This window comes from Bacillus cereus group sp. MYBK5-2 (assembly GCF_051915685.1).
In the GTDB taxonomy this organism is placed as follows: Bacteria; Bacillota; Bacilli; order Bacillales; family Bacillaceae_G; genus Bacillus_A; species Bacillus_A cereus.
Genome location: NZ_JBQAFE010000001.1, coordinates 919690 through 931457 on the forward strand (window position 1 = coordinate 919690; position 11768 = coordinate 931457).

The window sequence follows — 11768 nt, forward strand, 5'->3', positions numbered from 1 at the left end:
TGGACAAGCATATGTTTACATATAAATAAAATGGAGGCGAGAAGCTTGGTCTTTAATAGAGTTTCAAAAGAAGTAGTAGGCATAGCTCTTATCGCTATGTTTCTCTTTTTATTATTTTTTGTAGATTTTACAAGTCTAGTAAATTTGCATAAAAATATGCCGCAGGAATGGTTGAATGTAAATACGGTATTTTTAAGTATCATTTTTGAAGCAATACCTTTTATTTTATTAGGGGTCATTGTTTCTTCATGTATTCAAGTGTTTGTGACGGAAGATATGATTCAAAAAGTAATGCCGAAATCTCCAATTGTTGCAATGATTCCAGCAGTATTTGTGGGAGTTCTTTTTCCAATGTGTGAATGTGTCATTATACCAATTGTAAGAAGGCTCATTCAAAAGGGGTTACCACTTCATGTAGGCATTGTTATTTTAATGAGTGCACCCATTATGAATCCAGTTGTTCTTTTATCTACTGTATATGCGTTTCCAAAAAATGATTACGTTGTATATGCACGCTTTGGGATAACAATTCTAGTTGCTCTATTCATAGGTCTAATTGTGTATTATTGCTATCGCGAAAGAAATGTTTTAAAAGACGTAGAGGTTTCAGTTCAAACAAGCAAAAAAAAGAGTTGGAAAGATGTTATGAATCACATTGTAGATGAGTTTTTTGATACTGGTAAGTATTTATTGATTGGTGCTTTTTTAGCAAGTGTATTTCAAACGTTTTTTGATCGGAATATACTGGATGCAGTAGCACATAACGAAGTAATTGCCCCCTTTATTATGATGGGATTTGGTTATGTTTTATCAATTTGCTCTGCAGCCGATGCTTTTATAGCGGCATCTTTTGGACATGTTTTCTCGGTAAAGGCACTTCTTGCATTTCTTGTGTTTGGGCCTATGCTTGATATGAAAAATACGTTAATGCTATTTGCGTATTTTCAAAAGAGATTTGTATTCTTTTTGATGGGAATTGTCATTGTATCTGTGTATACCATTCTGCAAATCATAATGTTATAGGAGGTGAGAAAGAATGGGGAACGAGGAGCAGAAGGCATATCATTGCTATATTCGTGGCATTATTTTAATTGGTTTAGCAATGCTCTTATTTAAACTACTTGTAACAGGGAATATTTATAATTTTATTGCTCCAAAAATGATCAAATTTACGTATATAGCTTTTGTAGTAATTTTAATTTTTGGTATTGTACAAGTTTGGGGAGATGGAAGAGAAAAACAGCATGATTGTAATTGTTGTAAACATCATACAACATCAAAATCAGGGATAAAAAGTTTCTTTGTATATGTTTTATTTGTTGTTCCGATAGTTAGTGCTTTTCTCTTTGGAAGTGTAACAATTGATGGAAGTTTAGCAGGAAAAAGGGGTATGAATCAAAGTGTACAGGCGAGAAGTCTGGAAAGGAACGAAAAAGAGGGGAAACAGGTTAAGTTTGATGGGCGAGAAGTATCAGTTGATCCAGAAGAAACATCAAATTTAGCAACGACTTATAAAACGGAAGAGCAAGTAGTAAAAAGTATGTTAGGACAGCGTAAACTACAAGTAAAGGATAAGGACTATGTTCAAACAATGAATGTAATTGGTCAAAATGTTAATTGGTTTAAAGGAAAAGAAATTACATTTTTAGGGTTTATATATAAGGATAAAGATGTGACGGGTAATAAAGCAGTAGTGGCTCGATATGGTATAACTTGTTGTATTGCGGATGCATCAGTCTGGGGGATGATTGTTACCGGGAAAAATATTGAAAAAATTCCAGAAGAAACATGGGTGAAAATAACAGGATTATTAGATGAAACGACATATAAAGGAACAGTCTTTCCACTTGTAAAAGTAAACAAAATCGAGAAAATTAATAAGCCAACTGATCCATATGTATATGATGCTTTACCTCAATAGAAAAGAATAAATTCTTCATATTTTCATGAAATAGAATCATAATCAAGGCGATAAAAAAATAAAGATAAGAGTAATTTGGTTTGTTAAAAATATGTGCAGAAGGAGTTATGCGATGAACTGGGTTACTCATAAACCATCATTTGAATTTGAAACATTTAGTCCTATTATTCGGTCACAATCTGCGTGGAGTGGACATTTAGATTTTGCATATGACTTAGTACGATTTGAAAAACCAGAAACTTTAGTTGAGTTAGGTACACATCTAGGTGCTTCTTTCTTCAGTTTTTGTCAAGGAGTAAAAGATGGAGGGTTATCGACTAAATGCTTTGCAGTAGATACTTGGGCTGGAGATGGGCATACAGGTCCATATGGAGAAGGGGTTTTTCAAATAGTAGAAAAAGTAGTGAGCGATAACTACCTTAATATAGGAAATTTAATTCGATCTACTTTTGATGATGCTGTAGACCGGTTTCAAGATGAAACGATAAATCTGTTGCATATTGATGGCTATCATACGTATGAAGCTGTTTCTCACGATTATAATACATGGCTACCGAAAGTCGCGAAAAACGGTATTGTATTATTTCATGATATTGAAGTTAGAAGTGGTGATTTCGGCGTGTATAAGTTTTGGGATGAGGTAAAAGCGAAGTGCCCTCATTTTCAATTTGCGCATTCATATGGACTGGGAGTGTTATTTCCGAAGGGTTGTAGTGATAAGTTTGAGGAAATAATTAAAAATAAAGAAGAAATACAAAATATGTATAAATAAAGATAGGGCATACATCATTTTAAGGATGTGTGCCCTATCTTTATGTGGAAAATAATGGTGTTAATTAAAAAGTGAAGATAGTTGTAAAAAGTTTTGTTGCAACAAATATTAAAAAAGTTAGTATGGGATTGTACCTTGTAAATAAAGTGAAGCTTTAATATGTTCATATCGATTCGGAATTTTACAGTAGTTAATTTCTTACCCAAGTGCTTTGCACTTACTGAATTTTAAGGTGGAGGTCTTATTGGCCGAAAATATCGGGATAAATAAAAATACAACATTTTTTATATTTTTCATTGCGAAAAACGTAATCTACTTTTACAATAGAAAGGGTTGTGAATATATTATACTGGAAAAATAAATCGAAATAATATGAAAATTTTGTTTTGTCTTCGCTAATTGTATATTACATACATGTAAGACGACATACGTCATGTTATCGACTTGTAAGGAGAGAAAAAAATGAAAAGTGTAAGATTACCATCGATGCTAGAAATCATAGTTCTTTTATTACTATTTCTTGCTGTTGTCTTTTCCTTCCAAACGATTTTTGATCTCCCAATTCAATTAGCGCTATTTATTTCATGGTTTTTAGTAATTGCGCTTGGATTAAGATTAGGATTTCGTTATCAAGAATTGCAAGATGCAATTACGAAAGGGATTTCTAACGGATTAGAAGCGATACTGATTTTAGTTGCAGTAGGTGCTTTAATTGGAACATGGATTGCTGGTGGGGTAGTACCAACATTAATCTATTATGGATTAGAATTTATTCACCCTAGCATATTCCTATTAGCAACATTAATTATTTGTTCTATAACTTCTATCGCAACAGGAACGTCTTGGGGAACAGTGGGAACAGCAGGTATTGCTATGATGGCGATTGGTGAAGGACTTGGTTTACCACTTCCGCTTGTTGCTGGTGCAGTTCTTTCAGGAGCTTATTTCGGCGACAAATTATCACCACTTTCTGATAGCACAGTTCTTGCAGCTTCTATGGCGAAAGTAGATGTTATTGCTCACGTTCGAGCTATGCTCGTATTAGATGTTCCGGCTTATATTATTACTAGTATTATGTTTACTGTAGCTGGTTGGATGTATGGCGGCGATAATGTAGATTTGAATCGAGTAGAATTTTTAAAAGAAGCTTTATTAAAGCAATTTGATATTAAAATATGGATGCTTGTTCCGGCGGTTATTGTTATCGTTCTATTAGCGATGAAGAAACCGTCTATGCCAACAATTGCAATGGGAGCTTTAATTGGTGCAATTTGGGCAACTCTTTTCCAAGGGATGAACTTTGGAGAGGCGATTGGAACAGCTTATAACGGATTCTCAATTCAATCTGGTGTTGAGTTTGTTGACAAGTTATTAAACCGTGGTGGAATTAACGGCATGCTTGGCTCAGTAGCCGTTATTATTTTCGGTTTAGGATTTGGTGGATTACTTGAAAAACTAGGTGTTTTAAAAGTAATCGTATCAAAATTTGAGAAGAAATTAAATTCTGCAGGTAATGTAACATTGTCTACATTAATCGTGGCATTCTTAGCTAATATATTTGGTTGTGCGATGTATGTATCACTAATTTTAACACCAAAAATTATGGAAGATAGCTATGATAAATTAAAAATAGACCGTCGTGTATTAGCGCGTAACTCAGAAGTAGGTGGAACGTTAACTTCAGGTATGGTTCCATGGTCTGATAATGGTATTTTTATGGCTGGTATTTTAGGTGTAGCAACGTTCTCATACGTTCCGTTTATGTGGTTAAGCTTCGTATCGTTAATTTTAGCAGTTATTTACGGATATACAGGCAAATTCATCTGGTATGTAGATGATGCAGATAAAGGAAAGCAAGCATCATAAAATAAAAATCACCTTCTACAATATGTAGAAGGTGATTTTTTTATTTTTTAATAGCATTTGCTGAAGTTATTTCATTCTCATATTTAGCAATTTTTTGTTGTATCTTTTTTAAGTTTTTTTCAGTGTCTTGCATGAGCTGTAAGACATTGGTCTCCTGTTGTTTCATTAATTCTAACCTTTGAAGGATGGTAGATTCTCCTTCCATAGACCAGTCGATAAATTGTTTTATTTTTTGAATTGGCATACTGGTGTTTTTTAAACACAAAATCATTTCTAAATATTTCAGTGCTTCTTCATCAAAAACTCGATCTCCTTTTTCGTTTCTTTGCAGAAAAGGAAACAGTCCTTGTTTATCGTAATAACGTATTTGAGAAATAGTTAAATGTTGCATTTTGGCGACTTGCCCAATTGTATAATACATATCATTCATCCTTTTATTACCAAGGTATAATGCCATCTTTGTTAAGTATTTTACCATTATAGTTTGTTTCACTTAATGCATATTTAATAATAATTTTAGCACTTTCAGTGGTTGTATGGCCACCGGGGGAATTTCCATTAAGATCCGTAGTTGTAAAACCAGGAGTTACCCCAAATACTTCGGGACCGTTAGTGGAAAATTCTTTACTAAAAGCTAATGTTAAAGCATTAATAGCTGTTTTGGAAGAATTATATCCTAGTGTATTAATTGGATGTGTTTCACCATTAGCAAACATTGTTAGTGAGGCCATGTCAGTTGTTACATTTATTATTTTACTGTTGCTTGAATTCTTTAATAATGGCAAAAAGGCTTGCATCATTTGGAAAGTTCCAAAAAAATTAACTTCAAATCCTTGGCGTAAAGTTTCAATATTTAATTCACTAGGTAGCGTATTGAAGTCTAGCGCTATGCCTGCGTTATTAATTAATAAATGTAAGTGGTCAGTCATTTCGTAAATTTTCTTTATTGCTTCTTGAATGGATTGTGAATTTGAAATATCTACTTGAATATAGGAAACGTTTGAAACATTTAAAGATTCTACGGCTTGTTGTCCAAGTTGTTCATTACGAGCACCTAAAAATACGTGATAATCTTTTTCTGCTAATTGACGAACAAGTTCATATCCAATTCCTTTATTTGCACCTGTTATAAAAGCATATTTTTTCATATTGAATTCCTCCAGTAGTGTTATAGTAGGTTACAATGGAAAGGATACAGCCTAAACTTAAGTTTAGGTCAAGAGGAATTTTTTAAAATAAATATAGAATATCTATATATAAGAGTGAGAATTCTTATCATTTAAGAGAAAGTCTGTTATTATAAGAGATGTAGGTATTATATTTTCAAGGGGATGAAAACATGGAGTACAGAATTGAAAGAGATACATTAGGAGAAATAAAAGTTCCAGCTGATAAATTATGGGCAGCACAAACACAACGTAGTAAAGAAAACTTTCCAATTGGAACAGAGCAAATGCCACTTGAAATTGTAAAAGCATTTGCAATTTTAAAGAAGAGTGCAGCGCTTAGCAATCAAAAATTAGGAAAGCTATCAGAAGAAAAAGCAGAAGCAATTGTAGAAGCTGCGGATGAAGTGATTGCAGGGAAATGGAATGAACATTTTCCGCTTGTCGTATGGCAAACAGGTAGTGGTACACAGTCAAACATGAATGTGAATGAAGTAATTGCAAATCGTGGGAATCAAATTTTGAAAGAGAAGGGATCTGACGTACATATTCATCCGAATGATGATGTGAACATGTCACAAAGTTCAAATGATACATTTCCAACGGCGCTTCATGTAGCTTGTGTAATCGCAGTAGAAAATCACGTATTACCAGCAATTACGAAATTAAAAGAAACTTTAGCAGAAAAAGTAACTGCATTTGAACATATTATAAAAATTGGTCGTACACATTTACAAGATGCAACGCCGTTAACTTTAGGGCAAGAAATTAGCGGATGGCACCGTATGCTTGAAAAAACAGAGCGTATGATTGCAGAGAGTAATACATATATGAAAGAGTTAGCAATTGGTGGAACTGCGGTTGGAACAGGTATCAATGCTCATCCTAAATTTGGTGAGATGGTATCAGAGGAAATTAGTCAATTTACAGGTAAACAATTTGTTTCTGCACCAAATAAGTTCCATGCATTAACGAGCCATGATGAAGTTGTATATACTCACGGTGCATTAAAAGCATTAGCTGCGGATTTAATGAAAATCGCTAACGATGTACGTTGGCTTGCAAGTGGTCCACGTAGTGGTCTTGGAGAAATTATTATTCCAGCAAATGAACCGGGAAGCTCTATTATGCCAGGGAAAGTAAATCCAACGCAAAGTGAAGCATTAACGATGGTTGTAGCGCAAGTGATGGGGAATGATGCAACAATCGGATTTGCTGCGAGCCAAGGTAACTTTGAGTTAAATGTATTTAAACCTGTTATTGCTTATAACTTCTTACAATCAGCTCACTTATTAGCGGATGCAATTGTTTCGTTTAATGACAATTGTGCAGTTGGTATTGAAGCAGATGAAGAAGTAATTAATGAAAATGTGAATCGTTCACTAATGCTTGTAACAGCGCTAAACCCACATATCGGATATGAAAATGCAGCGAAAATTGCGAAGCATGCTCATAAAGAAGGGTTAACTTTAAAAGAAGCAGCATTGCAATCTGGGCTACTAACAGAAGAGCAATTTGATGAAATTGTAGATCCAAAGAAAATGATTGCTCCAAAAGAGTAATAGAGAAAGCCAAGGTTCTTAGTATAGAACCTTGGCTTTTTTGATGTTCATTTTTATGTTTCATTTACTTGCAATACTACAAGCTTCAAAATATATTATTTGTTAGCAGGCGTATTCATTACTTTCATCTGTGGGCAGTTCTCTTTTAAGAGTGAAATGAATTTTTCTTCTTCTAGTGGTACGAAAGTGGTCACTGAGTCAAATAAATTGTAATGGATTTCTAATTGTTGTCTAGTCCATTTTTTTGAATGAAGTTTTTTACCAGAGTATTTAACGTGACGAATATCTTCAAATGGAATTTCAGTATGAAAAATGAAACCGTGTTTTACAACAAGAGATGATTCCGTTATGTTGTAGTGAGAGAAATAGAATGAAGAAAGATTCACGATGTTTAATAGCATCATGAGGGTGAAAAAAATAGAATTTTCATTTTGGAAGAATAGCGAAATGAAAAAAATAATTATAAATAATGTAATGAAAATGACGTGGAATGGATTTTTTTTCGCTTTAAACTTCAAGTTAGTCACCTCAGTATACTTGTCCTTTAACTAAATTAAATCATAACATTGTGATAAAACGTGTGAATATGCAGAATTGCATATTCATACATTTTATTATTCATGTAAAATTTCTTGATGGGATAAATTCAAAAGAAGTTTTGTAATAGTGGAGTGGCATAAAGTGACTTACAAGAATAGAAAGATAGCGTTAGTCATAATTAGTTGTATGATGATTATGAGTAGTTGTGCTAATAAATTTGTTGAAGATAGAAATCGAAAGCATACATTTGTACAAGCAAGTAAGGTTTTAGTAGAGACTGTAAATAGAATATATAAAGTGAAACGTTAATCAGTGGGAGGCTTACTGCCCGGTAAATAGCGGGATAAAAAGTAAAAGGTGTTTCTTATACGGAAACATCTTTTTTGTAGTTAAAATTGAATACTGAAGTTTTGGAATGAGTGAATACCGGTTTCATATTCACTAATCGCATATGTATTCTGTGCAATTTACTTAACGGTAAACCATAGGTCTTGAAGAATATTCATGTTCTATTTTACATCCTATAAAATGAATTTGTATAAACATATTCGCTTTTCGTTGTATTAAATCCTTTCGATAGATGTTTTTATAAAAGTTTATAAAATGGGCAAACGAAACGTTGAAATGTTTGTTTGTGTTGTGATAAGATGATGAAGTGATAATAAACGATATAGTGATTTGTTTGGTTTTTAAATAAACATTTTGAAGGAGTGTTTAGTATGAGCGATATTTCAGAGAAGTTTTGGGATGCGTCAATAGAGGAATTAAAGAAAGGGTATGTGTTTGATGAAGAAAAAGAGGGGTACATTTGCTTAGCTTGTGGTGAAACATTTATTAAAGGTGTTATTTATCAAGATAATCAAGTTTTGTATGAAGCAGAGAAGTTCGTCCAATTGCATATTCAAAATGAGCATACGTCTATGTTTGATTATTTGCTAAATATGGATAAGAAATTTACTGGATTAACGGATTTACAAAAGAAAATGGTTCAGTTTTTCTATACGGGACTGAATGATAAAGAAATTGTAAAAGAGTTGGATGGCGGGAGTACATCAACAATTCGTAATCATCGATTTACACTGCGAGAGAAAATGAAGCAAGCAAAAGTATTTTTAGCGCTAATGGAATTATCAGAAGAAAAATCAAAAGTACAAACGAAATTTGTGCCAATTCATAGAACAGCAACGATGGTGGATGATCGATACAATATTACGGAAGAAGAAAATAATGAAGTATTAAAAGCTCATTTTCCAGAAGGATTGGATGGACCTCTCTCTAAATTTCCGAAGAAACAAAAGCGTAAATTAATTATATTGCGCCATTTAGTGAAGAAGTTTGATAGTAATAAAAAGTATACTGAAAAAGAAGTAAATACAGTGATAGAAAATGTATACCCTGATTTTGTAACTTTAAGAAGATATTTAATCGAATATGGATTTTTAGATCGAACAGCCGATGGAAGTCAATATTGGGTGAAGTTATAATCATACGAAAAGAAAATGAATAGAAGCACAGTATTATAACAACTATACAAAGAGATAGAGATTGAAAATAGATTTTTAATAAAAGGAGAAATGACATTTGAAACCACCTGCAGATAACAATAAAGAAGGTGCGGAGTCACATAAGTTGGAAAGTGAGAGTAAACCGATTTGGAAATCGATGTCGATGTTTTTAGTACCGTTATTATTAAGTAATGTACTACAATCGGTTGGACAATTATTTGGTATGGTAGTAGTAGGAAGATGGCTTGGAGTTAATGATTTAGCGGCTATATCAGCATTCTTCCCATTATTTTTCTTGCTCGTTTCATTTGTAATTGGTATAGGTTCAGGAAGCTCTATTTTAATTGGTCAGGCGTTTGGTGCTAAAAACGAAGATCGTTTAAAAGCTATCGTTGGTACGACGCTGACATTTACCTTTATTATTGGAGTTGTGTTGGCGATAATAGGCAGTATTTTTGCGATGGATATTATGCGTCTAATGGGAACGCCAGAAAATATCATTGAAATAAGTGTACATTATGCACGGATTTTATTTATATCGATGCCAGTATTATTTTTATATTTCGCATATACAACATTTATGAGAGGTACAGGAGATTCTAAAACGCCATTTTACTTTTTAATTGTAAGTACAGGGCTAAATATGATTTTATTACCAGTTCTTATTTTTGGATGGTTAGGGGCTCCGAAATTAGATGTGTATGGAGCAGCCTATGCCTCTGTTATATCTACAGTTATTACGTTTATTGTCATGCTTGTGTATTTAAAGAAGAAAAATCACCCATTACAACTAGATGGAACGGTTAGAAAATACCTTCGAATGGATGGGGAGTTATTAAAGCTATTACTAAGGCTCGGTATTCCAGCGAGTATTAATATGATATTAGTTTCATTATCTGAAATTGCCGTAATCGCATTTGTAAATCGTTACGGTTCGGATGCAACAGCTGCTTACGGCGTTGTGAATCAAGTTGCAAGTTATGTACAAATGCCAGCAGTTAGCCTTGGTATTACAGTTTCTATTTTTGCGGCACAATCGATTGGTGCGAATCAATTTGATAGATTGCAAAAAGTTGTGAAGGCCGGAATTATTATGAACTACGTCATCGGTGGTGTGTTAATATCTCTTATTTACTTATTCTCAAGAGACATTTTATCACTATTTTTAACGAGTCAAACTACAATTGAAATTGCTCATAGCTTAGTTATGATTACGTTATGGAGTTATTTAATTTTCGGTCATGCACAAATTATTAGTGCGACAATGCGAGCGAGCGGTACAGTACTTTGGCCAACTGTTATTGGAGTTGTTTCAATTTGGCTTGTAGAAGTACCCGTAGCATATTATCTTTCTTACCATACAAGTCTTGGAATAGAAGGCATTTGGATCGGGTATCCAGCAGCATTTATTGTCAGCTTACTATTGCAGTATGCATATTATAAGCTTTCATGGCAAAAGAAACGAATTACACGATTAGTTAGTTAAATAGAAAAATGTCCCTAAGTTATTAGACTTAGGGACATTTTTTCGTAAGTGCAGGTTTACAAATAGCTTTTTAAAGTTATATCAAAATGTTGTCTAATGAATGTTTTATCACTCATATAAAACTCCCATGCTTTTTCCGATTCACCGATAATCTCAAAGGATTCCTCTGTAATATATAAAGCGCAATTATCCTCCAGTGCAATTCCTTCTATATTCCCTTGATGATTTTGTAAAAAGGAATGGAAGGCGTTCATTCTGTTTAATTGATTATAATGTGGACAGAATCTTTTATTAACAATTCCCCAACCGTTACTCTCTATATAACCAGAACCCTCATAATCTGATCGGATACTAGACGTGAACCAACACATAGCACCAGCGCTATAACCAGCAATAAGTGTTCCTTGTTGCAGAGCCAATAATAATTTTTCATCGAGTCTATGTTCTTTCCATTGCGTAAGCATGTGAATATAGTTCCCGCCACCTAGATAAATTAAATCAGCTGAATGAATCATCTCGTCTATTTCATACTTAGAAGGTGAATCTGTTGTAATGCGTAAAATTTGTACTTCACAATGTAATTGTTTTTCAAACGTGTCTAAAAATAATTTTATATAGCTTTCATCATCATGACTAGCCGTTGGAATAAACAATATTTTTGGGTACTGTTTATTTGTTAATTCTATAAGGCGTTCATTAATAGGCAAGTGATTTGAATCTTGTAAATCACCGCCACCAATGACAGCTAATTTCATAGTAAAGCACCACCTAATTATTTTTGTTATATAAAAATTCGATAGAAGAGAGTTACATTCCTTCCGTAATGTAATCAATAATTAGAAAATGTAGCTTAAGTATATCGGAATAGTAAAGAAACTACTGACTATATATACCAATGCATTAGAAACCATACATTGATATATAATATTTCATACTAATGTTTCAAAATA

Annotated in this window: 12 protein-coding genes; 8 read left to right on the forward strand and 4 right to left on the reverse strand. The window is 33.2% G+C overall.

The window, feature by feature from the left end; all coding sequences use genetic code 11:
- The first annotated feature begins 30 nt into the window (after window positions 1-30).
- The 4 genes from ACTFP3_RS05030 to nhaC all read left to right on the forward strand — a co-directional run bounded on the left by ACTFP3_RS05030 (window position 31) and on the right by nhaC (window position 4559).
- Window positions 31-1023 (forward strand): permease, encoded by a 993-nt coding sequence (locus tag ACTFP3_RS05030; RefSeq protein ID WP_172804185.1) that lies wholly within the window; start codon window positions 31-33, stop codon window positions 1021-1023.
- A gap of 13 nt (window positions 1024-1036) precedes the next feature.
- Window positions 1037-1921, forward strand: a complete 885-nt coding sequence (locus tag ACTFP3_RS05035) for a TIGR03943 family putative permease subunit (protein ID WP_000526067.1) — start codon at window positions 1037-1039, stop codon at window positions 1919-1921.
- Between the two features lie 112 nt (window positions 1922-2033).
- Window positions 2034-2693 (forward strand): class I SAM-dependent methyltransferase, encoded by a 660-nt coding sequence (locus tag ACTFP3_RS05040; RefSeq protein WP_046392564.1) that lies wholly within the window; start codon window positions 2034-2036, stop codon window positions 2691-2693.
- A gap of 462 nt (window positions 2694-3155) precedes the next feature.
- The gene (gene nhaC, locus ACTFP3_RS05045; protein ID WP_000843992.1) at window positions 3156-4559 is read left to right on the forward strand and encodes a Na+/H+ antiporter NhaC; all 1404 of its coding nucleotides are present in this window, start codon (window positions 3156-3158) and stop codon (window positions 4557-4559) included.
- Between the two features lie 40 nt (window positions 4560-4599).
- Here the strand turns inward: nhaC and ACTFP3_RS05050 are convergent, their stop codons facing one another.
- Together ACTFP3_RS05050 and ACTFP3_RS05055 are read right to left on the reverse strand one after the other, a co-directional pair.
- On the reverse strand, window positions 4600-4980 hold the full coding sequence (locus ACTFP3_RS05050; protein ID WP_012593198.1) for a MerR family transcriptional regulator: 381 nt from the start codon (window positions 4978-4980) through the stop codon (window positions 4600-4602).
- A gap of 16 nt (window positions 4981-4996) precedes the next feature.
- Window positions 4997-5707: an SDR family NAD(P)-dependent oxidoreductase gene (locus tag ACTFP3_RS05055; protein ID WP_000759545.1), complete on the reverse strand. Its 711-nt coding sequence runs from the start codon at window positions 5705-5707 to the stop codon at window positions 4997-4999.
- 191 nt (window positions 5708-5898) lie between these two features.
- Between ACTFP3_RS05055 and fumC the strand changes: the two genes are divergently transcribed.
- On the forward strand, window positions 5899-7287 hold the full coding sequence (fumC, locus tag ACTFP3_RS05060) for a class II fumarate hydratase (RefSeq protein ID WP_000456608.1): 1389 nt from the start codon (window positions 5899-5901) through the stop codon (window positions 7285-7287).
- Between the two features lie 95 nt (window positions 7288-7382).
- Here the strand turns inward: fumC and ACTFP3_RS05065 are convergent, their stop codons facing one another.
- A complete protein-coding gene (locus ACTFP3_RS05065) occupies window positions 7383-7805 on the reverse strand; it encodes a PH domain-containing protein (RefSeq protein WP_000669066.1) in 423 nt (140 codons plus the stop codon).
- 163 nt (window positions 7806-7968) lie between these two features.
- On the opposite strand from ACTFP3_RS05065, the gene ACTFP3_RS05070 reads away from it, so the two are divergent.
- The 3 genes from ACTFP3_RS05070 to ACTFP3_RS05080 all read left to right on the forward strand — a co-directional run bounded on the left by ACTFP3_RS05070 (window position 7969) and on the right by ACTFP3_RS05080 (window position 10818).
- Window positions 7969-8136, forward strand: a complete 168-nt coding sequence (locus ACTFP3_RS05070; RefSeq protein ID WP_000221433.1) for a hypothetical protein — start codon at window positions 7969-7971, stop codon at window positions 8134-8136.
- Window positions 8137-8546: 410 nt separating this feature from the next.
- Window positions 8547-9311 (forward strand): DUF2087 domain-containing protein, encoded by a 765-nt coding sequence (locus ACTFP3_RS05075; RefSeq protein WP_001280279.1) that lies wholly within the window; start codon window positions 8547-8549, stop codon window positions 9309-9311.
- A gap of 97 nt (window positions 9312-9408) precedes the next feature.
- Window positions 9409-10818 (forward strand): MATE family efflux transporter, encoded by a 1410-nt coding sequence (locus tag ACTFP3_RS05080; protein ID WP_000804129.1) that lies wholly within the window; start codon window positions 9409-9411, stop codon window positions 10816-10818.
- A gap of 56 nt (window positions 10819-10874) precedes the next feature.
- Here the strand turns inward: ACTFP3_RS05080 and ACTFP3_RS05085 are convergent, their stop codons facing one another.
- On the reverse strand, window positions 10875-11573 hold the full coding sequence (locus tag ACTFP3_RS05085) for a peptidase E (RefSeq protein ID WP_440009490.1): 699 nt from the start codon (window positions 11571-11573) through the stop codon (window positions 10875-10877).
- Between the last annotated feature and the right edge of the window lie 195 nt (window positions 11574-11768).